This window comes from Larkinella arboricola, assembly GCF_003259745.1.
Lineage (GTDB): Bacteria > Bacteroidota > Bacteroidia > Cytophagales > Spirosomataceae > Larkinella > Larkinella arboricola.
In genome coordinates this window covers 891,860-917,715 of the sequence record NZ_QLMC01000002.1, presented here as the reverse complement: position 1 = coordinate 917,715, position 25,856 = coordinate 891,860, and the positions used below count along the sequence as shown (strand labels likewise).

21 protein-coding genes and 1 tRNA gene are annotated in these 25,856 nt (G+C 50.6%); 4 read left to right on the top strand and 18 right to left on the bottom strand.

Going from position 1 to position 25,856, the window contains the following annotated elements; genetic code table 11:
• Positions 1-113 precede the first annotated feature (113 nt).
• Entirely contained in the window at positions 114-533 is a 420-nt protein-coding gene (locus LX87_RS10940) for a helix-turn-helix transcriptional regulator (protein WP_111628226.1), read from the bottom strand.
• A gap of 179 nt (positions 534-712) precedes the next feature.
• Positions 713-1,531 carry a 2,3,4,5-tetrahydropyridine-2,6-dicarboxylate N-succinyltransferase gene (locus LX87_RS10935; RefSeq protein WP_111628225.1) on the bottom strand — a complete coding sequence of 273 codons (819 nt, stop codon included), beginning with the start codon at positions 1,529-1,531 and terminating at the stop codon, positions 713-715.
• Positions 1,532-2,530: 999 nt separating this feature from the next.
• Between LX87_RS10935 and gap the strand changes: the two genes are divergently transcribed.
• Complete coding sequence (gap, locus tag LX87_RS10930) at positions 2,531-3,520, top strand: type I glyceraldehyde-3-phosphate dehydrogenase (protein ID WP_111628224.1); 990 nt, start codon at positions 2,531-2,533, stop codon at positions 3,518-3,520.
• A 31-nt stretch (positions 3,521-3,551) separates the two neighbouring features.
• Here the strand turns inward: gap and trmB are convergent, their stop codons facing one another.
• The 6 genes from trmB to LX87_RS10900 all read right to left on the bottom strand — a co-directional run bounded on the left by trmB (position 3,552) and on the right by LX87_RS10900 (position 12,559).
• A complete protein-coding gene (gene trmB, locus LX87_RS10925; RefSeq protein WP_111628223.1) occupies positions 3,552-4,214 on the bottom strand; it encodes a tRNA (guanosine(46)-N7)-methyltransferase TrmB in 663 nt (220 codons plus the stop codon).
• A 3-nt stretch (positions 4,215-4,217) separates the two neighbouring features.
• Positions 4,218-5,534, bottom strand: coding sequence for a bifunctional folylpolyglutamate synthase/dihydrofolate synthase (locus tag LX87_RS10920; protein ID WP_111628222.1), 1,317 nt, complete (start codon positions 5,532-5,534; stop codon positions 4,218-4,220).
• 6 nt (positions 5,535-5,540) lie between these two features.
• The gene (locus LX87_RS10915; RefSeq protein ID WP_111628221.1) at positions 5,541-6,476 is read right to left on the bottom strand and encodes a hypothetical protein; all 936 of its coding nucleotides are present in this window, start codon (positions 6,474-6,476) and stop codon (positions 5,541-5,543) included.
• 155 nt (positions 6,477-6,631) lie between these two features.
• On the bottom strand, positions 6,632-7,729 hold the full coding sequence (locus LX87_RS10910) for an HU domain-containing protein (protein WP_170139344.1): 1,098 nt from the start codon (positions 7,727-7,729) through the stop codon (positions 6,632-6,634).
• 21 nt (positions 7,730-7,750) lie between these two features.
• The gene (locus LX87_RS10905; RefSeq protein ID WP_229310617.1) at positions 7,751-9,451 is read right to left on the bottom strand and encodes a TonB-dependent receptor; all 1,701 of its coding nucleotides are present in this window, start codon (positions 9,449-9,451) and stop codon (positions 7,751-7,753) included.
• Between the two features lie 72 nt (positions 9,452-9,523).
• Positions 9,524-12,559, bottom strand: a complete 3,036-nt coding sequence (locus tag LX87_RS10900) for a tetratricopeptide repeat protein (RefSeq protein ID WP_111628219.1) — start codon at positions 12,557-12,559, stop codon at positions 9,524-9,526.
• A gap of 105 nt (positions 12,560-12,664) precedes the next feature.
• On the opposite strand from LX87_RS10900, the gene LX87_RS10895 reads away from it, so the two are divergent.
• Positions 12,665-14,518, top strand: coding sequence for a M61 family metallopeptidase (locus LX87_RS10895; RefSeq protein WP_111628218.1), 1,854 nt, complete (start codon positions 12,665-12,667; stop codon positions 14,516-14,518).
• Here the strand turns inward: LX87_RS10895 and LX87_RS10890 are convergent.
• Complete coding sequence (locus LX87_RS10890; RefSeq protein ID WP_111628217.1) at positions 14,515-14,763, bottom strand: hypothetical protein; 249 nt, start codon at positions 14,761-14,763, stop codon at positions 14,515-14,517. The two genes, LX87_RS10895 and LX87_RS10890, sit on opposite strands and share 4 nt — an antisense overlap.
• A gap of 55 nt (positions 14,764-14,818) precedes the next feature.
• Between LX87_RS10890 and LX87_RS10885 the strand changes: the two genes are divergently transcribed.
• Positions 14,819-15,865: a tetratricopeptide repeat protein gene (locus LX87_RS10885; protein ID WP_111628216.1), complete on the top strand. Its 1,047-nt coding sequence runs from the start codon at positions 14,819-14,821 to the stop codon at positions 15,863-15,865.
• A gap of 1 nt (position 15,866) precedes the next feature.
• Here LX87_RS10885 and menD read toward each other — a convergent pair whose 3' ends face one another.
• The 6 genes from menD to LX87_RS10855 form a co-directional block, all read right to left on the bottom strand.
• The gene (gene menD, locus LX87_RS10880) at positions 15,867-17,609 is read right to left on the bottom strand and encodes a 2-succinyl-5-enolpyruvyl-6-hydroxy-3-cyclohexene-1-carboxylic-acid synthase (RefSeq protein WP_111628215.1); all 1,743 of its coding nucleotides are present in this window, start codon (positions 17,607-17,609) and stop codon (positions 15,867-15,869) included.
• Positions 17,610-17,712: 103 nt separating this feature from the next.
• Entirely contained in the window at positions 17,713-18,576 is an 864-nt protein-coding gene (locus LX87_RS10875; protein WP_038118528.1) for a sigma-70 family RNA polymerase sigma factor, read from the bottom strand.
• Positions 18,577-18,694: 118 nt separating this feature from the next.
• Positions 18,695-20,836: a polyribonucleotide nucleotidyltransferase gene (pnp, locus tag LX87_RS10870; protein ID WP_111628214.1), complete on the bottom strand. Its 2,142-nt coding sequence runs from the start codon at positions 20,834-20,836 to the stop codon at positions 18,695-18,697.
• Between the two features lie 198 nt (positions 20,837-21,034).
• Positions 21,035-21,310 carry a 30S ribosomal protein S15 gene (gene rpsO / locus LX87_RS10865; protein ID WP_111628213.1) on the bottom strand — a complete coding sequence of 92 codons (276 nt, stop codon included), beginning with the start codon at positions 21,308-21,310 and terminating at the stop codon, positions 21,035-21,037.
• 90 nt (positions 21,311-21,400) lie between these two features.
• Positions 21,401-22,957, bottom strand: a complete 1,557-nt coding sequence (locus tag LX87_RS10860; RefSeq protein WP_111628367.1) for an LptF/LptG family permease — start codon at positions 22,955-22,957, stop codon at positions 21,401-21,403.
• 6 nt (positions 22,958-22,963) lie between these two features.
• Positions 22,964-23,356, bottom strand: coding sequence for an START-like domain-containing protein (locus LX87_RS10855; RefSeq protein ID WP_111628212.1), 393 nt, complete (start codon positions 23,354-23,356; stop codon positions 22,964-22,966).
• A 113-nt stretch (positions 23,357-23,469) separates the two neighbouring features.
• Here LX87_RS10855 and LX87_RS10850 point away from each other — a divergent pair.
• Positions 23,470-23,543, top strand: a tRNA-Met gene (locus LX87_RS10850).
• Between the two features lie 111 nt (positions 23,544-23,654).
• Here LX87_RS10850 and holA read toward each other — a convergent pair.
• From holA to LX87_RS10835, 3 genes are read right to left on the bottom strand one after another with little or no spacing between them, the layout of a single operon-like run.
• On the bottom strand, positions 23,655-24,674 hold the full coding sequence (gene holA / locus LX87_RS10845; protein WP_111628211.1) for a DNA polymerase III subunit delta: 1,020 nt from the start codon (positions 24,672-24,674) through the stop codon (positions 23,655-23,657).
• 42 nt (positions 24,675-24,716) lie between these two features.
• Positions 24,717-25,322 (bottom strand): acyl carrier protein phosphodiesterase, encoded by a 606-nt coding sequence (locus LX87_RS10840; RefSeq protein ID WP_111628210.1) that lies wholly within the window; start codon positions 25,320-25,322, stop codon positions 24,717-24,719.
• A gap of 12 nt (positions 25,323-25,334) precedes the next feature.
• Positions 25,335-25,835, bottom strand: coding sequence for a deoxycytidylate deaminase (locus LX87_RS10835; RefSeq protein WP_111628209.1), 501 nt, complete (start codon positions 25,833-25,835; stop codon positions 25,335-25,337).
• Positions 25,836-25,856 lie beyond the last annotated feature (21 nt).

The window sequence follows — 25,856 nt, the reverse complement described above, 5'->3', positions numbered from 1 at the left end:
GCGATATAAAGAAAGACTTTTGATCTTGTCTAAATGATCCCTTCCATCCGGCTGGGGTTGTAATGGAATTTAAGATGATCCCCGAAAATAAACCAACGGTATTCCCGGCGTGATTACGACGGAGAATACTCGCGAAACGTACCATCAGTATAGAAGACCAGAATTCGCTCTATGGTTTTTTCTTCTTTTTGTGGGGCTACAGGCGATTGTGGAGCGGGTAAAGACACCGACGGAGGAGTTGAATTTTCGACAATTTCTGGTTGCTGAACGGTTTTCCGTGCAACAATTGTAGAGGATGCAGAAGACCGTGGATTTACATTTGTTAACGACGGCTGCTCATCTTCCAGAATCCAGTCGTAACCCAGTTCCGGAAAGCGTCGAATGATTTTCTGAATGATATCAAAGCTGGGCCGGTTGCGTCCCGAGAGAATGTGTGATATGCTAGACCGCTGAACACCAATCTCATCTGCAAAGTAGGAAGGGGTCATGTTTTTATCCTTCAACACCTGTTTAATTTTGTCATTTACATTCATAAACTGATATTTTTTACAAATATAAACTACCAATGTCAATAAACAAATGTTAATAGATTTATAATTGTAAATTGTATTAGAAATGTAAATTAATACAAATGTAAATAGGATGTAAATTAAAAAGGCCAACTCACAAATGTAAATTGGCCCGATAGGAAGTGTAAATATGGAATTTACATTTATACAGTTACATTATTTTCGCGCAGGGCATCATTCAGAGAGGTTTTCAAATCCGTGGATTCTTTCCGCTGGCCGATGATCAGGGCGCAGGGAACCTGGTATGATCCCGCCGGGAATTCTTTAGCAATGCTGCCCGGAATTACGACCGAATTCGCCGGTACATAGCCCCGGTATTCGACCGGAGAAGCGCCTGTTACATCGATAATTTTAGAGTTACCTGTAATGGTTACCCCGGCTCCGAGAACCGCTCGTTTACCAATATGAGCGCCTTCTACAACGATGCAACGGGAGCCAATAAAGGCACCGTCTTCAACGATTACGGGCGAAGCCTGGGGTGGCTCCAATACTCCGCCAATACCAACTCCCCCACTCAGGTGAACATCCTTTCCGATCTGGGCGCAACTCCCAACCGTAGCCCAGGTGTCTACCATCGTCCGTTCGTCTACATACGCACCAACGTTCACATAAGACGGCATCAGAATAGCCCCGGCTGCGATAAAAGAACCATAGCGCGCAACCGCTGGCGGCACAACGCGGACACCCTTACTTTTGTATTCCTTTTTCAGCGGAATTTTATCGTGGTATTCAAAAATACCCACTTCCTCCGTCTGCATGGTCTGTGAGACGAAGTACAGTAAGATCGCTTTTTTCACCCATTCATTGACGGTCCACTTCTCCCCTTCAGCACCTGGCTCCGCAACTCGTATTATACCTTTGTCGAGCTGGTCAATCACGGATTTAACAGCCTGGATGGTTTGTGGATCTTTTAATAATGAACGGTCATTCCAGCAATCTTCAATCAACTTATTGTACTCCATAATTCAAATTTTTAACTTTACGGGTGGTTTATTTTATATTAGGTAATTAACTCATTTCCACTAAGTTGCGACTTATCAAGCAATATTATTCTTACTGAATATTTAATATTCTTAATTACCGATCCATACCGATTCAGATCAGAATCATTTTTATGTGGCAAGAGCGTTTCCGAATGATATCCTTTATATCCCTTTTCCTCTAATAATAAATAAATATAATACGTCTGTATTATACGAGAACCTATCCTATCAGCCGGACTACGGATTTAAACAAATCCAGATGCTGGTAATAACGCCCAGTGAATACTGATCCGGCACCTGGGACTCCATATGTGTTCGGTATACGTTTTCAGGAATACGTACCGATAATGAATTGCGGTTGATCGGATTAGATTCTAAACTATTAACTAGTAGTTGGAGAAACTTGTTTTCCCGAGACTGGGATACGGAGTCTCGGCAGACCAGAGGTCTAAAGAAAGACTTTATCCAAAGAAAACTAAGAGGAGTCAAATCAAATTGACGTTAAAATTTGTGCTCTCCACTTCACGAATAAGAATGAAGGACGTGTCATAAAAATAATAAATTATCATCAATTCCCGTCTGTTTAGAAATGCTTTTTATAACTTATCTGTTAGAATTTGTCTCTTTTTCCGCTGCTAATTCCGGCTTTGTCTACTTTGGTCAGATTCTTTGTGGCCACTACTCGTTATGACCTATTCTTTTTCAATCTAGCTAAATACATCTATCAAGTATGCTATAAAAACAAACAATATACTATTATAATTAGTAAAAAACAGATGCATATTTAGTATTTTACTAAAATAAGTACTAAATATAGACATCTATGTTAGTAATTTGCTACTAAAGCCATTGCTATATACTAAACATTTAATCATTCTTTTCGTGCGTCTTTTCGATAAGTGTTTACCCTGCCCCTTTTCCTTTCAATTTGTATTGATATCTTTGCAGCGTTCTTGTTAACCAATTCTATACTATACAATGGGCAAAATCAAAGTCGCCATCAATGGGTTTGGCCGTATCGGCCGCCTGTCTTTCCGAAGACTTCTAGAAAAAGAAAATGTTGAAATTGTTGCTATCAATGACTTAACCGATAACGCAACACTGGCTCATTTGCTGAAATACGATTCTGTACACGGTAAATTCCAGGGCGAAATTGCGTCCGATAGCGATAGCCTGACCATCAATGGCACTCGTATTCACGCCTACGCTGAACGTGATCCGAAAGCATTACCCTGGGGTGACCTGGGTGTTGATGTCGTGCTGGAATCGACAGGACGTTTTGTGGATGAAGCGGGCGCAGGCCAGCACCTGACCGCCGGAGCGAAGAAAGTCGTTATTTCTGCTCCCGCAAAAGGCAACATCCCTACGGTTGTTCTGGGTGTGAATGAAGATACCCTGACGGGCACCGAAACGATTCTTTCCAACGCTTCCTGTACGACCAACTGCCTCGCTCCGATGGCCAAAGTACTCGACGATGTTTTCGGAATCGAAAAAGGGTACATGACTACGGTTCACGCTTACACCGCCGATCAGAACCTGCAGGACGCTCCTCACTCCGACTTGCGCCGGGCCCGGGCAGCTGCTCTGTCAATCGTACCGACGTCAACCGGTGCTGCTAAAGCGGTTGGTTTAGTATTGCCGCAGTTGAAAGGTAAACTGGACGGTTATGCACTCCGCGTACCCATCCCAGACGGTTCAGTTACCGATCTGACCGCCATTCTAAAACGCGAAGCAACGAAAGAAGAAATCAACGAAGCCATGAAAGCAGCCGCTGAAGGTCCGTTGAAAGGAATTCTGGAATACTGCGTGGACGAAATTGTTTCAACCGACATCGTAGGAAACCCTCACTCCTGCATTTTCGATTCAAAACTGACCTCCGCCAACGGTACGCTGGTGAAAATTGTAGGCTGGTACGATAACGAATTTGGTTACTCAAGCCGGATTGCCGATCTGATTGCCAAATTGTAATATTTAAAGGTGAGTCAACAAAAAAGGCGGGTTAATATCCCGCCTTTTTGCATTTTAGGTATTTTATCGAAAAGCCCTTTCGGGTGAATATCTCTTCATATTTGGTTTTGATCCCCAGATGCAGATGATTCATTTCCGAAGCGTACAGATCCCGGGTGGTGATCAGATCCGAGAAACCGTTTGTTGGCAGCGTCTGAACACTAAAATCGAAGAAATCATCGTGATCCGTTTTCAGGTGGAGTATTCCTTCATGGGCCAGGATTTCCCGGTAGAGCGTCAGATAACGGGGGTCGGTCAGCCGGTTTTTTACCTGACTGATGCGCGGCTGGGGATCCGGAAAGGTAATCCAGATTTCGTTTACCTCCTGCTTGCCAAAAAAGTCCAGCAGCTTAAACACATCTGTCCGCAGAAAAGCCACATTCGTTAAGCCTTCGTTGAGCGCCTGTTTACTTCCCTGCGCAATCCGGTCGCCCTTACGGTCAATGCCAATGAAATTCAGGTGCGGATAATGCCGCGCCAGCCCCACGGTATATTCGCCCCGTCCGCAGCCAATTTCAATCACAATGGGATTCGAATTCAGGAAATACCGTTCACGCCAGTTTCCCTTGATGGTTTCGTACAACTCTTTACCCGGTTCCAGCACGTTGGGGCTAACCCGGTTGTGCTCAAATCGGGGCAGTTTCTTTCTACTCACTTTTTACAATTGATTTAATTCGGCCACTACATACGTACTGCCCGTTACCAGAATACAGTCGTCGGGCTGCGCCCGGCTCAAAGCCGTTTTCAGCGCCTGATTCACATCTTTACTTACTTCACCGACCAGACCATGCGCGAGAAATTCCTCGGCAAGCAAATCCGCATCCAAAGCCCGGGGAAGGTCGGGTTGACAAAAATAATACCGGGCCTCTTTCGGAAACAACCGGATAAAGCGCGAAAGATCCTTATCCTTCACAAAGCCGACCACCAGATGCAATTGTCGATACGAAACCGTCTGTAAGGATTCCATCACACTACGAATCCCCGGCTCATTGTGTCCCGTATCGCAGATAACCGTCGGATTGCGCTGCAAAAATTGCCAGCGTCCTTTTAAACCCGTGCGTTCAACCACATGGGCCAAACCGTCCTCCACGGCAACACTGGGTATATGAAGTTTTTCAAAAGTCGGATTCGGATGAAAAGAGGAACTACTGAGCACCTTAAGAACACTCAACACGCCAGCCACGTTTTTTAGCTGGTAGGTACCCAGCAACCCCAGGGCCAGCGGGACCTCTTTTTCATCGAGCGTATCAACGGTGATCTCCCGCCCTCTCCCGCTGACGCCTAAATTATTCACCACGAATAAATCAGAACCAAACAAAAGCGGGCTTCCACACTCCTCCGCCCGGCTTCTGAACACAGCATCCGTCTCAGGATCATGTTCACTCACCACAACCGGCACACCGGGTTTAATGATCCCGGCTTTTTCGTAAGCGATCTGCTCAAGACTGTCGCCCAGGATATCGCTATGATCCCAGCCGATGTTGGTAATCAGCGAGACCAGCGGGGTGATGACATTCGTAGAATCGAGCCGCCCCCCCAGACCTACCTCTATAACGGCAATATCGACGTTCTGACGCGCGAAGTAGTCGAAAGCCATACCAACGGTTACTTCAAAGAAAGAAGGCTTTAAATCTTCGATAAACGCCCGGTGTCGGTCCACAAAATCTGCGACCCCCTTTTCGGGCATCGGCAGACCGTCAATCCGGATTCGTTCCGTAAAGGATTTGAGATGGGGAGACGTGTATAAACCGGTTTTATAACCAGCCGACTGGAGTACGGCCGCCAGCAAATGCGACGAACTGCCCTTGCCGTTGGTCCCTCCTACGTGGATACTCCGAAATGTGTCCTGAGGATTTCCTAAATAATCGCACAGCTTACGAATGTTGTCGAGCCCCGGTTTGATGGCCTTCGCTCCCACCCGGTGAAAAACCGGCAACTGCGCGTACAGATACTCAATGGTTTCCGAATACGTCATTCGGTACTAGTTAGAACGAATGTTGATGGTGTAGGTACCGGTTGAAATCGGCGGAGCCGATGATCCTTTCGGAACCAGTTGCAGTTTATACACCTGTTGTTTATAAAACTCGGTAACCGTCGGACTCAAACGGGTTTCCTTTACCCGAACGTAGGTTACATCGCCTTTATCATCTACTTTAATTTCGAAAACGATTTTACCGCTCTCGCCCGAATTATCCTGCGCAATGCGGGAAGTCGCCAGCCGCCAGCCAGCCATGTTCAGGGATACCCCCGACCCACTGCCACCGGGCGTGCCGTAAAACTGTTTGGCGTTGATATTTCCGTCGGGATTTCCTTTATCACCCACTCCAGAGGCATCATCACCGTTGTTGTTCCCCCCTGTACCCGAGGCTTTACCAACCGTTCCGTTCGAACCGCCCGAGCTGGAACGTTTGTAGAGGGCATTGGCATCCACCTTTTTGGGTTCGGCCACCGGCTCAGCTTTCGGCGGAGCGGGCGTCGGCTTGGGGGTGGTTGAGGTTACTTTCTTCGGTTCGGCTTTCTCCGGAACCGTTACCGGGCTCTCAATCTTACTGGCAATATCCGGTTTCTCGGTAACCACTTTATCGGGCTTGGCATCCACGATCTTCGGAACGGGCGAGGTCGGTGTTTTTTCCACCCGTGAAGTGGTTGTTACTTTCGGGTTGGGCCGGTCCTCTTCCTTCTTAACGTCCTCGGTGTTTTTCGAATCACTGGCTTTGTTATACGTCTGAATCGAGCCACTGCCAACCAGGTCCGTACCGAAGTTCACATCCACATACTGAATCGGCGGGGGCTCAGGAACCGATTGCCACAGCCGGATATACAGCAGCAGAAAGAATAGCAGGGCACACACAGCGAACGATCCGGCTAAAGCCGTAACCCGGTATTCGTTCTCATTTTCCAGCGATACGCGACTCATGGTTCAGATGTTTAGCCAATTAACGAGAAAACCGGTAGACGGTATTGTTCTCCTTGCGGCAAAATTAAAACGAATTAACGAATAGTTCGGTTCATCAACGCAAAAAGGCAGCTATCGGCTGCCTTTTTGACTATATCCTGTCTTAGAAAAATGACTTATTCTACCTTATGCACCCAGGCGCGTGCCCCCGATACCTTGCTTATCTGCTCAATGGCGGCCAGAATTTCATTTTTATCGGGCGAACCCAGGGCCGCAACCTTCACCAGTTCCCGGCTTCTCTTTGGCGGCAGAATATAAGCCGTTTCAAAACCCCGACGGTGTAACTGACGAACCAGCTTACGCGCATTCCCCCGGCTGGCAAAACTGCCGGCGATAGCCAGGTAATACACCTGCGACTTTTTCGGTTCAACCAGGGTCGTCGTCGTGGATACCGGCACGATGGGAGCCTTATTTTCTTCAACCGGAGCGACAGCGGCAGCAACCGGAAGCGTGGTTTCGGCAACGGGTTCCGTTTTAGGCGCAGCTACCGGCACTACAGTTTCCGTTGCGACAGATTCCACGGCGGGCGCAACATCCTCTTGCTCTTCGCCCCGTAATAATTCGAACGGGTTCAGACTACTGACCAGCTGCGAAGATGATTTATTGACGGTAACAATTCCCAGCGAGCAGATCAGCAGCACGGCAGCCGCCCAGGCCAGATACTGCCGACGGCTCTGGATAACGGGCATCTCCACTCCGTTTGCCGGAACTTCTTCGGCTTCCACCGCAATCGGAGCTTCCCGGGGCTGTTGAATCACCGCAGCCGGTTTTACCTCTTCTTCCTCTACAACGTGATTGACCAGCCGGGCCGCGACGGGTTGAAAACCGTACGATTCGCCCTGAAAGTTATGACGGATTTCGGGATCGAACTGGAGCTTACCTTCCTCATTTTCCGAGAATAAACCCAGCCCTTCTATGGCAAAGATTTGCTGCTGACGCACCTGCTGCCGGAGATCATCCACAAACTGCCGAATCACCGGAGCCACCTCATCGCGGCTACAGCCTTCGTGCAGCATCATGTAGTTGATCAGTAAGCCGTCGTCCAGTCTGAGAGCTTCGTTGAAAGCAATCTTCTTGCGGGGCGGCATGTATAACCCGGTATTCTCCACATACATGGCCGGAATATAATGCAGAATGAAGCCCCCCAGCTCGGGAACAACGATACAATCGTACTGGAAAAGCAGTTTTTTGAGATACTCCGAGACAGGTACCATGGACATTTCGGTTAAGCAGTGTCAGAAGCTATACGACAATCCTCCCAGAAAGTTAAGTCCTTGTTGCGGATAATACAAATACCGCTGATAATTACGGCCAATAATGTTATTCAACGAAACAAAAGCTGAAACCTGTTTCCCTAAAAAATAGTCAATTTTCAGGTTTACATCCCAGATCGGTTGCAGGGTGACAATCTGATTGGTAACGAAATTTTTACCCTGCATTCCCTGATAATGGTACAAATCAGCCGTGATAAATAATTTTTTGTTTACAATAAACGAGTTCGACCACGAGCCTGATACCGTCGGCCGGTGCCAGGCGGCTTCCATCCGGCTCAGCGTATAATCGTAGAAATCAGCCCGCAGGGTCGAGCGGAACACTTCTTTGTAGGTGTAGCCTATCTGACCCGTTACCGTCAGCACATGCGAGCGGTTGCCGTCGTAGACGACAAAAAACTTCGACGTATCCGGCCAGGTATTGTTAAAGCCGTAGAAATTGCGGTAACGGGCGTACGACACTTTCCCTTCGTAGGAAACGCTGCCCAGTTCACCCTTGCTTCCCGCGTACAAATCCCAGGTCTTTTCGGTGTTGGCCAGTACCACCTGTGGAGCAAGCCAGCGGTTTTCACTCAGAAAACTCCGCAGCGTATTCCGATTGATATCGCCGTCAACGCCCGCAAAAAAGTGAATATTCCCAGTTGGAACGACATCTACGTCAATCACAGGAAAAGCACGTGTCCGGTTCACATTCAGCCGCTTATCTGTTTCGCTAACAGCGTTAACCCCAAATGTAGCCGTCAAAAATGAATTGGAGTATTTAAAGGTGGGCTTCACCCGGAACAGATTCCGGTTATCCACCGGGCCGTCCGACCGCTGCGTGATGTAGGCATCGGCTGCCAGCAGGGCCACGAAATTATCCGAAATCCCCACGGAAGCTTTCAGGTTCGTTCCCCAGTCGAGTTCGGTGGCTTCGTAATTATCGGCCAGGTTGACAACTCCGGTTTTCAGCGAGTAGTCGATATTTTTATCGGGGTCCACATTTTCAATCCCAATCCGGAACTGGGTCGTGGTCAGTTTCTGGCGAATCGTTTCCCGATCCATTTCCTGCGGACGACGGTATCCGTAGAAATAAAAGGCTTCACGGTCGTACCCCAGGTTGGCCGACAGTTTGAAGGCGTCGGTCTGGTAGTCACCGTTCAGCTTGAGCCGGTTTTCGCTTGTGGCCGAGTTCTTGCCATCGACCGGTCCAATGGACGACGAAAGGTGTTTGAACGAACCGTCCACTGAAATATTATCCATCACCTGCCCGCTCCCGAAGGCTTCCCCGTAGAACGAACCGTAATTACCCGCCCCGGCCTTTACGTAATTGTTGAACAGATTCTGTTGCTCGGACTGAGCCGCCGGAAGCGGCAAAGCCGTTGGCGAAAGTTTGGGGTCGCCCACCGACAGGGGCCGGTCGTTAAACTCATACGTCAGCTTACGCTGGCCGGTCGACGGTTTTATAGACGGTATTTTATTGAAAAGCCGGTTGGCGGGGGGCATTTCAATTTTCCGATTCTTCTCAATGGTAATTTCCTGGTTATCGATCTCGCCTTCGCGCACGGGCGGAGCCGTCGGACGCTGGGGCTGTTGGGCCCAGGCGTTAACCGTGCCAAGCAACAAACTCCCCGTGACTACGGTAATCAGGGCGAGGTGATCAATGGAGGATTTTGATAAAGACATGCAGTTATTCGGGTTGAACCGGTGCGATTCGAATAAAAGTTAGTTGAACGAGATGATGAACTGATTTTAAGATCAGTTCTTATTGTCGATAGCCGCTAGTTTCTGTTTGGCTTCGTTGACGATCTCTGGATTCTCGGCGTTTTCAATGATGGAATTCAGAACGGCCTTGGCCTGCGCAAGTTCGTTCTGGGCCACGTTGTTGTCAGCGACCAGAATGAACCCTTTGCCTTTCCAGTATTCGTGTGTTGCAAAATCAGAATTGAACCTCAGCAGCACGTCGATGGATTCCTTATACTTTTTGGTCCGGTACAGAATGTCCGCAATCCAGTAATTGGCCTCCGCCCCCTGCTCATCTTTGGCCAGCGCAATGGTTTTTTCAAACTCGGTGGTTGCCTGTTTGTAATCGCCCTTCGCATACGCCACTTTACCCAGCGCCAGCTGCGCCCGGTTTTGCGCGCCCGGCACTACGTTGCCCATCGCCAGCACTTCCCGCGCCAGCACCTGCGTAGAGTCGTAATTGCCCGTTGCGTAATAGGTATCCATCAAACCCAGCACCGCCTGCGACTGCTCGTTCTTGCTTTTCGACTGGGCCAGCACCGTGCGGTAGTTCCGAACAGCGCGCGGATAGTTCTTCTGCTGCCGTTCAATATCAGCAGCCCGGGAAGCCGCCCGCGTCACAAAGTCGGACTTGTTATCGCTGATAACGGTGTAATAATACTTGAGTGCATTGGCCTGGTCATTGGTCCGGTAATACGAATCGGCCAGATAATACCGGGCTTCAAACACCAGCGGACTATTGGGATTATCGTCAATAAATTGCTGTAAAGTTGTGATAGCCTGCTGGTACTTCTCATTGAAATATAAACCCTTAGCATTCTCGAACTCAACCTTTTGTAGATCGGTGCTGCCGGGGTTGTTTTTCTTGTACGAGGACAGGGTACTGCTAAATTCATCCGCCCGCCCCGCATCGCTCAGGGCATTCTGTAAGCCGAGCAACGCACCGGAAGCCGACGGGCTACCGCCGTACTGATCCAGAATCCGCCGGTAATCCTGAATGGCGGGTTCGTACAATTGCAGGTTCGTACTGGCCGTTGCCCGCTTGAGCAGGGCCGCCGGAATCAGGTAGCTTTTCGGTTTGTCGTTGATCAACCGGCTAAAACCACGAATCGAAGCCTGATAGGCACCTTTCTCAAAATCGACGTTCGCCATCTGGAACAGGGCATCGTCGGCATACCGGGAGTTTGGAAACTGGGTCAGCACCTTTTCAAACTGCGCTTTGGCCTCGGTATCCCGCTCCATGAACGCCAGAATCATCCCTTTCTGGTAGGCGGCATAATCGCGGTCGATGCGGCCCTGGGCAATGGCGTTATCGTAATACCGCATGGCCTCGTTGTAATTCTTGGTCGCAAAGTAGCTATCGGCCACCCGAACCGTTGCATCTTCCAGCGCCTGCTTATCCGAGGTTCCCGATTTGGAAATAAAATCCCGGAAATACGTAATGGCCTGCGCGTAGTTTTTCTTGTTGTAAGCTGCATACCCCAGCGCATACAGGCTCTTGCCCTGCAATTCGGCGTTGGCGGCTCCGTTGCGGGTCACTTGCTGATACAGCGGAATGGCTTCGTCGTAATTCCGCTGGGCCGAGAACGTTTCAGCTTTCCAGAAAAGCGCGTTATTTTTCAGATCGGCATCAACGGGGTATTTCAGCGATTTATCAAAATTGGCCAGCGCCTGTTCATACCGCTCGGCATTGAAGTCGTTAACAGCCTGGTTGTAGGTGATCCGCTGGTAAGAGGCATTGATGCGCGGAGTCCGGCGTCTCAGCCCTTCGATGTAGGCAATGGCTGCGCCGTAATTGTTGGACGAAAAATACGCTTCGCTCAGCAGTTCGTTCGACTCGTTCTCGAATTTACTGTCGGGGTAGCGTTTCAGGAACTCGGTAAACTCCCTGACGGCATCGCCCCCGTTGTTCAGATCGAGTTGCAGCTTGGCGTGGTTGAACGCTGATTCTTCCTGAATGGCTTTGTTGAACGCCAGCCGCGCCGACTGATCAAATGCATTCAGGGCAAAATTAGCATTACCGGTTTGCAGGTAACTAATCCCCAGCCGATAGGCTGAATATTGAGCGAGGGTATCTTTTCCGGCGGCTACATTCTTGAGCGTCGCAATAGCACCCTGATAATCCCCGGTTTTAAACAGGGCATCGCCATGCCGGAACTGGACCGCCGGCGGAACGCTGCGTCCTTTGATATTGCTGTATTGTTTATAATACGGTATCGCCTTGGCGTAATCCCCTTTTTTATAGAAAACCTCCGCCGTAAACAGCGCCACTTCGGCCAGTTGGGCAGCATTCCCGCGGTTGCGTTGCAGCAGGGGTTGGGAATAGGCCAGCAAATCATCATACCGTCCGCCTTTGTACATCGACTGCACAATCCAGTTCGGCACCTCGTTCTGATAAGTCGGGTTTTTCTCAATCCGGCGGAAATCACCAATCGCTTCCTGGTAATTGCCCTGCCGGAAATTGATTACCCCGGCATAATACGAGGCCGCCGGTGCCTGCTCCAGCCCGGGGTCCTGCTTGATCTGGTTGAGCAGCGGCAACGCCTGCTGCAAATCCTGCTTGGAGTAGTAGGCCATCGCCAGCAGGTATTTGCTCTCGGCCTGTCCGTAGGCATTCTGGTTATTGCGGATGGCTTTCTCCAGAAAGGTAATCGCCCGGTCGTAGTCGCCCTTGTCGAAATAGTACTTGCCCAGATCGCCGTACAACAACCCGGCTTTGGGGTGTTCGCGGTGGTTTTTCACAAACCGGTCCACCTGCACCTCCGCTTCCGGAATGTCCAGATACAGTCCCGTCAGGGCAATGTAATATTCGGCGGATACGGCGTTTTGATCACTGATGTTGGTGATGGGCTTTTTCCGCTCCAGGTATTGCATGAATTCCTGACGGGCAGCCGCGTAATTATTTTTCTCAAACCACTCCAGTCCATTGCGGTACAGAGCATCGGGTTCGGTGTAACTAAGGGTTCTTTGGGCTGATACCGGGATTGATAACACCGAGCAGGTTACTAAAACCGATAATTGGAATGCCTTTCCAAACGGGTTCGGACGCATACGTTGGGGTTAAACAGATTTTATTTATCGTGGTTTCGTTTATACTTTTGAAAGTCGTAAGAACGGGTTTCCACCATCTGAAAACGAAAGTACACGCATTTCCGTATGAAAAAAAATCATTGGCTTTTCTTTTTGCTCTGTTTACCGTTCTGGGGGTTCGGGGCAAATACAACACTTCGATCAACCGAAACGTCTGCTGTTGCCGCTTCTCCCTCAATTACGTATATCCTGTCCATGCCCGAACCGCAAACGCACTATTTCGAAGTGGAAATGCGCCTGACGGGGGCAGCTTCGGGTTCAAAAACGGCGTCCAACGGCTACCTGGATATAAAAATGCCGGTCTGGACACCGGGTTCGTATCTGATTCGGGAATACGCCAAAAACGTGGAAGGCTTTCGGGCCACGGCGGGTAACCAACCCGTACGTTCGGAAAAAATCCGGAAGAACACCTGGCGGGTTTATTCCACCGCCGACCAGCTTTCCATCTTTTATAAGGTGTACGCGTACGAACTGAGCGTTCGAACCAGCTTTATCGATGCCTCCCACGGCTATCTGAACGGTGCCAGTATTTTTATGTACCTGGATCACCTCCGCCAGCAACCCCACCGGCTGGTGATTCAACCGTATAAAGACTGGAAGAAAATAGCAACCGGTTTGCCCGCCGTGCCGGGACAGACCAACACCTACGAAGCCGCCGATTATGACGTGCTGGTGGATAGTCCCGTCGAAATTGGCAATCACCACACCTTTTCGTTTACAGCCGCGGGCGTTCCGCATACCGTGGCGATCTACGGCGACAAGGTTTACGACGACGCCAAACTGGCCGACGACATGAAACGGGTTTGCGAGGAAACCTACCGCGTTATTGGCGAACACCCCTGCAAGGATTACACCTTTATTATTCACCAGACACCTGCGGGCGGGGGCGGTCTGGAACACGCCAACTCCACAACGCTACAGGTTACCCGCAACGCTTTTCTGAACGGAAAGCTCTACCAGGATTTTCTGAGTCTGGTGGCCCACGAATACTTTCACCTCTGGAACGTCAAGCGGATTCGGCCCAAAGCCCTCGGACCGTTCGATTACGAAAACGAAAATTATACGCATTTGCTGTGGGTCGCCGAAGGCATTACCAGTTTCTACCAGACCGCCCTTTTACAGCGCAGCGGTTTCATGAGTTCCGAAGCGTACCTGCGCTCGTTTGCGGGCGAGATTTCGGGAATCGAGAATTTGCCCGGCAACCGGGTTCAGTCCGTGGCCGAGTCGAGTCTGGATGCCTGGATCAAGTATTACCGCCCAAACGAAAACTCGGTCAACAGCACGGTTTCGTATTACAGCAAGGGCAGCGTGCTGGGCGGTTTGCTCAACCTGGCGATTCTGACCAGCACCAACGGCCAGAAAAAACTCGACGATGTACTGCGCCTATTATATAGTACGTATTATAAAAAGGAAAAACGCGGTTTTACGGACGAAGAATTTCAAGCCGCCGTGGAAAAGGTAGCGGGCCGAAAAATGGATGACTTTTTTCAGAAGTACGTATTCGGTACGGAAAAAATCGACTACAACGGTTTTCTGAATCCGGTGGGTTTACAGATGATCGACGCCAGCGCCAGCAAACAGGATGCCTACATCGGCGCCATGACCCGCTTTGCCGACGGCAAATTAACGGTTACGTCGGTCCGGCGCGACTCACCGGCCTGGAACAACGGCCTGAACGTCAACGATGAAATCATTTCCATCAACAACCTGCGAGTTGGCAACGATCTTGATCGAATTCTGGATCAGTACCATCCGGGCCAGACGGTTTCGGTGCAGGTCAACCGCAGCGGGCAGATCAAAACGCTGTCGATGCAACTAACCGGCAATCCGCTGGCTGCGTACCGGATTCAGCCCGTGACCAGTCCGACGCCGGAGCAGATGAATTTATATAAAAAGTGGCTGACGGTTACAGATCACTAATCGAACTCGTGCCGCTCGATGGTGTTCAGGAAATCTTCGTGCATCTGGGCAAACCGGTCGTTTACCCGTTGCAGGAAGGTTTCATCCACCAGCCGGATTACTTCGTCTTCGGAACTCACGTCCATTTCGCTGATCTTGTAGGTTTGTTCATACATTCCCGCTTCGATCTTGATCAGGTATTTGTTATTCCAGACGTACAGCCCCACCCGGAAAGCCGGATGCGGAATTTCTTTTATATACCGCATTTTATTGCAAGTTAACAGTGTTAGATTACGTATTGATTAGCATTTTCATAATCCAATGACCCGATTACTCCGCCATCGGCTTTATGTCTTTTCCGCCTTTATGGTTGGCTGTTCCCTGTTTCTGGCCTGTTCAGACGCGGACAACAGCGAAGCCGTCGTATTTTTTCAGCGGGCAAATTTAGCGCTCAAATCCGGTGAACACCGCCAGGCCATCAAGTTTTACAATGAATCCATCGAAAAAAATCCGGATTTTGCCGATGCCTACAACAACCGGGGTCTGGCCAAATACCGGCTGGGAAATCTGGAGGAAGCATTAACCGATTACAACCAGGCCATTGAAAAAGATGCCGAATTCTGGCAGGCGTATTTCAACCGGGCCGAAGTCCGGGCGGACCTGAACGATCTGAAGGGCAGTGCCGACGACTTAAAAAAGATCCAGACGGTTTATCAGGATTCTTCCTATTATTATGTGCGGCTGGGAAATCTTCAGGTGAAACAGAATGCGGAGCCCGCGGCTCAGGCTTCCTACGAGAAAGCCCTGCAACTGGACCCCAAAAATGCCGAAGCCCTGACCAACCGGGGCGTTTTGTATTTCAACCAGAAGCAGTACGATCTGGCCAAAGCTGATTTTCAGCAGGCCACCCAGCTTAATCCCAAACAGCATTTTGCGTTCAACAACCTGGGACTTATTCTGGGCCGGGAACAAAAATACGCCGAAGCCCTCCAACTGACAGACCGCGCACTGGCCCTGCAACCGACCCAACCGTATTATCTCAACAACAAAGGCTATCTGCTCCTCCGGTTAAATCGCCCGGACGATGCGCTGAAACTGATTCAGCAATCCCTGAAACTCGATGATCAAAACGGCTGGGCACACCGCAATCTTGGGCTGTATTATTTAACACAACAGGTAAGTAATCAAGCCGTTACGGCCTTAAAAGAAGCCGAACGGCTTGATCCGTCCATCGAAAATGTCTATGGCTATCTGGGCCAGGCTTACCAGCAGGCCGGTGATCCGGCGCAGGCGTGTCAGGCGTGGAAACGGGGCGTTACGGTGGGTGACCTGCTGGCAAAAGAAGAAGCAGCACGTCATTGCCGTTAAGCTAGTTGCTATTGAACTCCTGCACCCAGTGTTTGTAGCGGCTAAATTGCTCGGCGTTGGTGCGTCGGTCTGTTTCGATTTCCAGCAACTTAGGGCGATCACTTTCGGTAAAGAAATCCGGTAATGCGGCCTTCAATTCCGAATACGAGGTTACCTTACGGTAAATCATCCCCGCATCTTTGGCAGTATTTTCCGCGGAAAGTGGCTGGCTGGTTTCAAAATACGCATCCAGCTCCGGCTGCCGGGAAGGTCCGTCGATGATCCGAAAAATGTTACCGCCGTGGTTATTGAGTACAATGACGCGCAGATTGTTCGGCACCAGATTGTTCCAGAGAGCGTTCCGGTCGTAAAAGAAAGCCACGTCGCCAATCAGCGCCGTAACGGTTTTCAAGGTCGTCAATGCCGCGCCCACCGCCGTGCTTAAACAGCCGTCGATACCGCTGGTACCCCGGTTGGCAAACACCTCAACCCGCTGATTTTCATCCAGCCCGCTCAGGTTTACATACCGGACCGGCATGCTGTTGGCCACGTGAAGCTGGCTGTCGGTTGGGAGTGCATCCAGCAGCCGTTGCACGACGGCCCACTCGTGAAATACCGTCTCTTCGATGAGAAACCGTTTCACCAAACGCGTCGCTTTGCGGTCCAGGGTCTGCCATTTTTCCTGAAACGAATTATCCGAATCCGTTTCATCATCATTGCTCACAAACCGCTGGTAATCAATGTCCGAAAACAGTTTCTCGAAAAAAGCCGTCGGCTCATACGGTATCAGCCGGGTTAGCGACTGAAACGGATCGGCCAGCCGCGTGTGCGGCTGGATCTGCCAGTGCTGACGGGGCGGGTAACTGCGCAGGAAAAGTTTAAACTGCTTGGAAATAAACGACTGACCGCAGGTAATCAGCAGGTCCGGCCTTCGTTCTTCCCGGATTTTCGTATCCGAAACATTCAGAAAAACGTCGGGCTGGGTAATGAATTCGCCGTTGCGCGGCAGGTTGGAAATCACATCCCCCACGACCGGAATCCGCCATTCTTCGCTTATTTTTTTCAAAATTGCCAGCAAAGCCGGATCGTGCGGCCCTTGCCCAACGGCAATCAGTTTCCGTTCCGCCGACTCCCACTCATCCTGTAACCGGTGCCAGGTTTCCGGCGACAAGGCCGGAGTCGCCGACAGTTGCTCAATCACCCGGACGGGACCAAACTCAAACGTTTCATCGGCTGTCGGATACAAGGGCTCGCGCAGGGGCAGGTTGATGTGAACAGGACCGCGCGGTTCGGTGCGGGCCAGATTGATGGCTTCGTTCGAAACCCGTTCGGCAAACCAGCGGGCGTCGGGATGCACATAGTCGGCGGGGAGCTCGAAGGACTGCTTGACGTGTTTGCCAAAAATGTCGGTCTGGTAAATGGTCTGCCCATCCAGTTGGTGCGTCCACTCCTTCGGTCGGTCGGCAGTTAGCACCAGTAACGGTATTTCCTGAAAGTAGGCTTCGGCAACGGCGGGTGCCAGGTTGTATACCGCACTGCCCGACGTACACACCACAATAACCGGCTGCCGAATCTGCTGGGCAATGCCCACCGCGATAAAACCGGCGGACCGCTCATCGGCCACTACCCGGGTGGTGATCTCCGGATGACGCGCGAGGGCCAGCGTCAGGGGGGCGCTGCGCGAACCGGGTGAAATAACAGCTTGTCGGATTCCCTTCCGAACACATAATTCGACTAAATGAAGCAGGTGCTGATGAATCGCCACAACGGTCTACCGGTTAAAAAACCGGGGTCGCCCGAAAAACCGTGGTTGCAGATCAACTCGGCATTTTTCGGACGACCCCGGCCTATACTCTAAAAAAGAATTACTACCCTAAATAGGTTTTCAGCGCTTTGGAACGTGACGTGTGGCGCAGCCGGCGGATGGCTTTCTCCTTAATCTGCCGAACCCGCTCCCGCGTCAGGTTGAATTTCTCACCAATTTCTTCCAGCGTCATGGCGTGTTCACCATTCAGTCCGAAATACAGGGTGATCACATCCGCTTCCCGTTGCGTCAGGGTTGAAAGCGCCCGCTGCACTTCCTTCCGCAACGAGTCGTTGATCAGACCGGAATCCGGTTTATCTTCGCCGTCATTTTCGAGTACGTCGAGCAGGCTGTTTTCTTCACCCTGCACAAACGGTGCATCCATCGAAACGTGACGACCCGAAATTTTCAGGGTATCAACCACCTCAGCGGCCGAAATTTCAAGCACCGCAGCCAGTTCTTCCGGCGACGGCTCCCGCTCGAACTTCTGCTCCAGGTCGGAGAACGTTTTTGAAATCTTGTTCAGCGAACCTACCCGGTTGAGCGGCAGACGAACAATCCGCGACTGTTCGGCCAGCGCCTGCAGAATCGACTGACGAATCCACCAAACGGCGTAGGAAATAAATTTAAAACCACGGGTTTCATCAAACCGTTGGGCGGCTTTGATCAAACCCAGGTTTCCCTCGTTGATCAAATCACCCAGCGACAAACCCTGGTTCTGGTATTGTTTTGCCACGGAGACGACAAACCGCAGGTTGGCTTTGGTCAGACGTTCCAGCGACAACTGGTCGCCTTCGCGTATTTTCTGCGCCAACTGCACTTCCTCGTCCGGCGTTAGCAGGTCCACTTTACCAATCTCCTGCAAATACTTGTCAAGCGACTGGCTTTCGCGGTTGGTAATCTGTTTGGATATTTTTAGCTGTCTCATGTACGGAATACCGCCTTCCGGCGGTCCGGTTTTATTATCTATTTCATCAGGCGGGAAGCCGTCTCAGTCCAATTAGTAACGAAATCACAAGCTGATCCTGTACATTAAAAGTAACAAATCAGGCTGGATTTTTGTTCACTGGCTTGGGAAGCAAAATTTTGCGCGAGAGACGGTATTTTCCGGTCTTTTTGTCGATGTCGATCAATTTCACCCGGACTTCTTCGCCGACTTCCAGAACGCCTTCCATCGTTTCCAAACGATCCCACTTAATCTCGGAAATATGCAATAAACCATCTTTGCCCGGCAGGAATTCAACGAACGCGCCAAACGGCATGATGGTTTTTACTTTGCCATCGTAAATCTCGCCCACTTCCGGAACCGTGGCAATGCCTTTAATCCGGGAAACGGCTTTATCCATGCTGGTCTGGTTCGTCGCAAAAATATTGACGTAACCCGCATTGTCTTTCTCTTCGATAACAATGGTGGCTCCGGATTCTTTCTGGATTTCCTGAACCACTTTACCACCCGGCCCGATAACGGCACCGATGAATTCACGGTCGATCTTAATCGTAACCGCCCGGGGAGCGTGGGGTTTCAGATCCGGACGGGGAGCCGACAGCGTTTTGTTCATTTCGCCCAGAATGTGCAAACGGCCCGCCCGTGCCTGTTTCAGGGCTTCGGTCAGCACATCATACGACAAACCGTCTACCTTGATGTCCATCTGACAGGCCGTAATCCCTGCTTCCGTACCCGTTACCTTAAAGTCCATATCACCCAGATGATCTTCATCGCCCAGGATGTCAGACAGAACGGCGTACTTGCCGGCATTGTCGGTAATCAGTCCCATGGCAATTCCGGCCACGGGTGCTTTGATTTTTACCCCGGCATCCATCAGGGCCAGCGTTCCGGCGCAAACCGTCGCCATCGACGACGATCCGTTGGATTCCAGAATATCAGAAACGATGCGGATGGTGTACGGGTTATCCGCTTCCGGCGGCAGGACTTTTTTCAAGGCCCGGTGAGCCAGGTTTCCGTGACCGATTTCCCGGCGGCCCGCACCCCGGTTTGGTTTTACCTCACCCGTTGAAAAACCGGGGAAATTGTAATGGAGCAGGAACTTGGAAAAGCCCTGGAACATCGCCTGATCGACAATCTGCTCATCCATTTTCGTGCCAAGTGTTACAGTCGTCAGCGACTGGGTTTCACCGCGCGTAAAGACCGCCGAGCCGTGGGCTGAAGGCAGATAATCAACTTCCGACGTAATGGTACGAATTTCGTCCAGTTTACGTCCATCCAGCCGAATCCGCTCGTCGAGCACCAACCGGCGCGAAGCTTCCCACTGTACATCGTGGAAATAGGTTTTCGCCAGGGCCAGTTTGGCCGAATCTTCCTGGCCATCTGGGAACAGGGTGGCTTTGAATTCTTCGAAAACGGCTTTGAACGACTCGCTGCGAACTTTCTTGTTGTTATTGGCCAGTCGGGCTACGGCATACACCTTGTCGTAGGTCTGCTGATGCACCAACTGACGCAGTTCTTCATCATGCGTTTCGTGGCTGTACACCCGCTTCTGCTGTTTGCCAACGGAGGCTTCCAGTTCTTTCTGGATGGCGCACTGCGCTTTAATGACTTCGTGAGCGGCTTTCAGAGCCTCGACCACTTCCTCTTCCGAACATTCGTCCATATGGCCTTCCACCATACAAATGTCCTTACTGGTAGCCGCTACGATCAGATCCAGCGTCGCCCGTTCCAGATCGGACGTTTTGGGGTTGACCCGGTATTCACCGTCGATTTTTGCTACCCGCACTTCCGAAATCGGACCGTTAAACGGAATATCGGAAACGGCAAGCGCCGACGAAGCCGCCAGGGCGGCCAGCGCATCGGGCTGTACCTCGGGGTCCGCCGAAATCAGGGTAATCATAACCTGCGTATCGGCATGATAATCGTCGGGGAAAATCGGGCGCAGCGCCCGGTCAACCAGCCGGCTAATTAATATCTCGTGATCGCTCAACCGACCTTCCCGGCGCTGAAAGCTGCCCGGAATCCGTCCGGCTGATGCGAATTTTTCCTGATAATCGACGGAAAGTGGCAGAAAATCGACGCCTTCTTTCGCTTCTTTACTCGATACGACTGTTGCCAGCAACATGGTATCGCCCAGCCGAACCACGACGGCACCATCAGCCTGGCGGGCCAGTTTGCCCGTTTCGATGGTGATTGTACGTCCGTCAGGGAGGTTAATGGAGTGTGTGATGATTTGTGACATAACTTGAGAATAAAACGCACAACAGCCGCTTTTTGAACCGATTGCTTCTCCTCAAAGACCGCAATAATTTATACTACTCGCCGACCGCTTGTTCGGACCATCCGAACGGAAAGAACTCACTAAAATAAATCTACTCAACTACGTAAACATGAAATCAGGGAACCTGTTTGAAAGATTCCCTGACCAGTACTGAAGGTTTTACTTCCGAAGCCCTAATTCAGCAATGATGGCCCGGTAACGCGTTATGTCTTTTTTGATCAGATAATCCAGCAACCGCCGGCGCTTACCAACCAGTTTCAGCAGGCCCAGCCGGGTGCCATAATCGTGTTTGTGAGTTTTCAGGTGCTCTGTCAGGTGGTTAATCCGGAATGTGAACAGAGCGATCTGAGATTCAGCCGACCCAGAGTCTTCCGTGGTTCTTTTGAACCCCTGAGCAGCAAAGATTTCTTGCTTTTTTTCGGTATTTAAATACATCGTCAGACAGCTAAAAAGTAATAAAAATTTGAATGAAATGCAAAATTACGTTTTTTTTCGATAGGGTTGGAAATTCTACCGCAGATTTTTTCAGGCCATCTTGGTCTGCACGCGCCCCGCCCGCCAGTCCGAATACCGTTTTTTAATACGTCCCCACCAGATGATGTACACGTCTTTATCGAAAAGCCGGGAATCATTACGGGCCTGCTTCATCAGGTACAAACCGATTGGCAGCAAAATAACATTGGCCATCCAGGCACCGGCCGGCACCCAGATCAACCCATCTTTGGCGTATTTATCCCCCGTCAGGGTCAGGACGTACAGTAAAATAAAGAACAGAATGGAAACCAGCACCGGCACCCCAAAACCGCCTTTTTTGATAATGGCACCCAGCGGGGCACCGATCAGAAACATAATGAAGCAGGAAATGGCCTGCGTAAATTTATGGTGGCTCTCGAGTTCGTAGCGGTTTACGGTTTTGGCCTTCTCTTTCAGGTACGTCTGGTTCGACTCGGCGTACGACAGCATATTACGGGCCTGCGACAAGGCCATGTCCTGCATTTCGCTCTGAAACCGGGCATCGACGGGTCGGGCCAGCAGCGAATCGATCCACTTACCGGGCCGAACCGCAGGCGGAGTAGCCGGTGTTGCGGGGGCTGCGGTACCGGATGACGGAGCCGACACGATTGTGGGCGGAACCGCCGTTACGACGGGTTGTTTGAACTGGTAACTATAATACTGCCGGGACGTTGTGGCCGTATTCGCCAGGCTTGTTTTGAGTTCCTGCTTCAGCGAATCGGTCAGCACGGCCAGTTCGCTCAGGTTTTTCATGTACTCATGGTACTCGAACTGCTGCTCGTCGGTTCGTTTCAACCCGAATGACTCCAGGCTAATCCGAAGTTTGTAGTGCTGAAAACCGTTCCGCATAAACTTGCCCAACGGATTTTGCGTGCCGTTGCTGGCGTACGAAACAGTAGACGAATGATCGGTATACTCGGTATAATCGTTGCCGTTGTAAAGCTCAAAAATCAGGTACTGCTTATCGGGTGTGGTAAACATTCGCCCGGAATCCGCCAGAATAATTTCGCGGTTACCGGTTTCCAGCCCGTTTTCCTGGTGTTTGTAAATGACCAGACCACGCAGCGTTTCGCCGTCTTTCTTGTCGGCCTTGATGCTGTAGCCCGGCAGATCGTTGTAAAAAATCCCTTCCTTTATACTTAAGGTAGCTTTGGAAGATTTGATGTCCCAAAGTAGGCTATAGCCTTTCAGGTTGGCCCAGGGAGCTACGGTATTATTAAACCAGAAGGAAAAAATAGCAATACCCGTGGCCACAATCAGCAGGGGGCGCATGGCCCGGGTCAGAGAAATTCCGGCGCTTTTGAGGGCTGTCAACTCGAAGAACTCACCGAGGTTACCGTAGGTCATCAGGGAGGACAACAAGACGGCCAGCGGTAGCGCAATGGGAATGGTGATGAGGCTGAAATAAACGAGAATTTTACCAAAAACCGCAAATTCAACATCTTTTGACACAAACTGATCGATGTAAAACATCATCAGACGCATCAGGAAAATAAAAACAACTACACAAAGCGTCAATACAAAGGGCCCCCAGAACGACTTCAGTACGAGCTTGTCAATTTTTTTCATCAGCAATCAACTACCCACGATTTCTTTCAACTTTTCAATTAAACTGTTCCAAAGCGATTTAAGTTCGTCGGCATCGGTATTGGAAGAATAATCGATCACCCGCAAAAACGTCGATTGGGTCAGTTCGCTTACATCCACGCGGAAATCAATATAATTATGTTCATCAGCCGTCCCATTTCCGTTCAGAAACTCGAAACGGACGCTTTTATTCTGGCGGAGGGATACCTGCCGGGCCAGATGACTTTCATTATCCCAGAAAAAGTCGTACTGTTGATCCGGACGCACATTAACCTTGTTGGCAAACCATTGAGAAAGCCCGGAAGCGGTGCTGATATAGGGAAAAAGGACTTTCGGAGAGGCCCGAAGTTCATATTCCGCAACAAATTTATATTTTTCCATATCAGTGAGTTTTAATGGGTAACGGGGCAAAGTTAGCAGAATTTTAACACGGTCCTCACAAAGCTGATTTGGAGTACAATTTTTTTTTCTTACTTTTGTGGCACGAAAAATCTGGCGGGGTAGCTCAGTTGGTTAGAGCACAGGATTCATAACCCTGAGGCCACGAGTTCAAATCTCGTCCCCGCTACACGCTAAAAAAACCGCCTTCACCAGGGCGGTTTTTTGCATTTTAGACCAACAGGCACCTTCCGCATCCGGCCTGAAGCACCTGTCAAGCGATGGAAAAAGGCCGAAACGCTTAGTGAAGAATGTCGTACACGAGTTGTTTGAGGATAGCGCCTTCGTTCAGGGTCGGTGCGTCGATGCCTTTCGAAAGCGCGTCGGCCTGGCGAATGGACCGGATAATGTGGGCTACCTTCCACAACGGATACGCCCGGGCGGTTTGCAGGTAATCTTTAACAAAAAAGGTGTGAACGCCCAGTAACGCCGACAGTCCTTTGTCCGACTGGTCGCGGGATGCCTGTACCATCAGGACTTTCGTAAAAAACTGGTACAGGATAATGAGCATGGGCGGCAGCGGATTATCCTTCGGATTGCGGCTGAAATAATCGGCGATCCGGTTTGCTTTCAGCACATCCCGCAGCGTGAGGGCCTTCTGCAATTCAAACACGTTATATTCCTTGCTGATGCCCACCAGCCGCTCAACGGTATCGGCGCTGATTTCTTCACCGGCTTTGAGGTTGATCATTATTTTGTCGATCTCCCCAGACAGCCGCTTGAGATCGTTACCGATGTAATCAAACAGCATCTGAATGGCTTTCAGGCTGATTTTTACATTCTGCTGGCGGCAGTACTCCCCAATCCAGTCGGGCACCTTGTTGTCGTAGAGCTTTTTGGAATTGAGCAGAACGCCTTTCTGCCCGATGGCTTTCGCCAGAGCCTTGCGCTCGTCGAACGCACCGGTATGGCACAACACCAGCACTGTAGACGGCAAAGGCGCTTTGCTGTATTCCTCCAGTAGCGTCTGATTGGCTTTTTCGCCCAGACCGCCCAATTGCTGCGCTTCTTTTACGAGCACCAACTGGCGGTCGGCCATAAACGGATAACGCCGGGCCATGTTAATCACCGCGCCGACCTGCGTATCTTTCCCGAAAACCACAAACTGGTTGAAGCCCTTTTCGTGCTCCGGCACCACGGTTTTTTCGATTTCTTCGGCAATCAGATCGACAAAATACGGCTCCTCCCCGTGCAGCAAATACACCGGGGCGTAATTTTCCTTTCGAATATCCTTCAGAATTTGATCAACAGCCGGACTCATAACGATAGTAGATATACGTTAACAATAGCAAAGTAAAAACCCCTATAAAGCCGGTTCGTCAGCCGCCAGAAAATCAAGGACATGCTGCTGTAACAGGGGAAAAAACTGGCGAAAATACCGTTCAAAACTACGGTAATTGGTGTTTAAATCCTCAATAGCGGTGTCGAGATTCGAGGGGAAAGCCGTCCGGCGGGCAATGCCCTTCAGGCTTCGGTCGATACCGTCCAGCGATTGGTACCCCGTCAGCCAGTCATACTGAATCATGTAATCGCTCATCCGCCGGGCACCCTCCGGTAATTGATCTCGCTGGCTCTGTATAATGTTGTAAAACTGCCGCACGAATAGCGGCAGCGGCTGCCGGGCGATCTCCGAAAACTGAACCGCCAGGAAGTGATCCAGAAACACATCGATGGCGGCTCCGGCGTATTTGTGGCAGCGCGGACGAACCAGAATCCGCATTTCTTCCACCAGGGGGTGCTGATCGGTAAAGGTATCAATCTGCCGGTGCAGCCAGATACCCCGCTGTACCCCGGCGGATAAGCCATGCCGGGGGTGTTCGGGATTTCCTTTGATGAAATCGGCGATAAAATTCCCAATAATCAGGCCCTCGTCGTCGCCCGCCAGGTATGCATGTGCTAGAATATTCATTGATTCAACCGCCTACAGATGCGGGTCGCCCTGCACAAATGCCGCTTCGAACCCTTCGCTCGGCTGGTACTGGACCGTTTCAACACCGAATTTACGCAAAAACTCAACCCCCTCGTCGGTCGGAATACCCTTGTAGCGGGCGTAGGAATGCAGGAAAACCACTTTGGCGATTTTCATGCTGAAAATAATCCGGGCGCAGGCAATACAGGGCGATAGCGTGACAAAAATCGTTGCTCCTTCGACCACCGCCCCGTTTTTGGAGGCATACAAAATGGCATTCTGCTCCGCATGAAGCGCCAGCGAACAACTGCCTTTCGAATCGCGGGGGCAACCCACGCCCGGAAATTCCTCATCACAGTTGTGGGTGCCGGATGGCGGGCCGTTGTAACCGATGGAAATAATCCGGGTGTCTTTCGCCAGTACTGCGCCAACCTGCGCTTTGATGCAATGCGACCGTTTGGAAAGATTAACGGCCAGTTCCATAAAAATATCGTCAAAACGCGGTTTACTCATTGAGCTAGATGAAGCGGATGC

What these genes read in the sequence shown, in the direction of transcription:
- LX87_RS10905 (WP_229310617.1), bottom strand. Translation starts at nt 9,451, where the DNA reads ATGTCTTTATCAAAATCCTCCATTGATCACCTCGCCCTGATTACCGTA.
- LX87_RS10895 (WP_111628218.1), top strand. Translation starts at nt 12,665, where the DNA reads ATGAAAAAAAATCATTGGCTTTTCTTTTTGCTCTGTTTACCGTTCTGG.
- gap (WP_111628224.1), top strand. Translation starts at nt 2,531, where the DNA reads ATGGGCAAAATCAAAGTCGCCATCAATGGGTTTGGCCGTATCGGCCGC.
- LX87_RS10885 (WP_111628216.1), top strand. Translation starts at nt 14,819, where the DNA reads ATGACCCGATTACTCCGCCATCGGCTTTATGTCTTTTCCGCCTTTATG.
- LX87_RS10840 (WP_111628210.1), bottom strand. Translation starts at nt 25,322, where the DNA reads ATGAATATTCTAGCACATGCATACCTGGCGGGCGACGACGAGGGCCTG.
- LX87_RS10915 (WP_111628221.1), bottom strand. Translation starts at nt 6,476, where the DNA reads ATGAGTCGCGTATCGCTGGAAAATGAGAACGAATACCGGGTTACGGCT.
- LX87_RS10910 (WP_170139344.1), bottom strand. Translation starts at nt 7,729, where the DNA reads ATGGTACCTGTCTCGGAGTATCTCAAAAAACTGCTTTTCCAGTACGAT.
- LX87_RS10835 (WP_111628209.1), bottom strand. Translation starts at nt 25,835, where the DNA reads ATGAGTAAACCGCGTTTTGACGATATTTTTATGGAACTGGCCGTTAAT.
- LX87_RS10900 (WP_111628219.1), bottom strand. Translation starts at nt 12,559, where the DNA reads ATGCGTCCGAACCCGTTTGGAAAGGCATTCCAATTATCGGTTTTAGTA.
- rpsO (WP_111628213.1), bottom strand. Translation starts at nt 21,310, where the DNA reads ATGTATTTAAATACCGAAAAAAAGCAAGAAATCTTTGCTGCTCAGGGG.
- LX87_RS10940 (WP_111628226.1), bottom strand. Translation starts at nt 533, where the DNA reads ATGAATGTAAATGACAAAATTAAACAGGTGTTGAAGGATAAAAACATG.
- LX87_RS10890 (WP_111628217.1), bottom strand. Translation starts at nt 14,763, where the DNA reads ATGCGGTATATAAAAGAAATTCCGCATCCGGCTTTCCGGGTGGGGCTG.
- LX87_RS10935 (WP_111628225.1), bottom strand. Translation starts at nt 1,531, where the DNA reads ATGGAGTACAATAAGTTGATTGAAGATTGCTGGAATGACCGTTCATTA.
- holA (WP_111628211.1), bottom strand. Translation starts at nt 24,674, where the DNA reads ATGAGTCCGGCTGTTGATCAAATTCTGAAGGATATTCGAAAGGAAAAT.
- LX87_RS10920 (WP_111628222.1), bottom strand. Translation starts at nt 5,534, where the DNA reads ATGACGTATTCGGAAACCATTGAGTATCTGTACGCGCAGTTGCCGGTT.
- LX87_RS10875 (WP_038118528.1), bottom strand. Translation starts at nt 18,576, where the DNA reads ATGAGACAGCTAAAAATATCCAAACAGATTACCAACCGCGAAAGCCAG.
- LX87_RS10855 (WP_111628212.1), bottom strand. Translation starts at nt 23,356, where the DNA reads ATGGAAAAATATAAATTTGTTGCGGAATATGAACTTCGGGCCTCTCCG.
- LX87_RS10860 (WP_111628367.1), bottom strand. Translation starts at nt 22,957, where the DNA reads ATGAAAAAAATTGACAAGCTCGTACTGAAGTCGTTCTGGGGGCCCTTT.
- pnp (WP_111628214.1), bottom strand. Translation starts at nt 20,836, where the DNA reads ATGTCACAAATCATCACACACTCCATTAACCTCCCTGACGGACGTACA.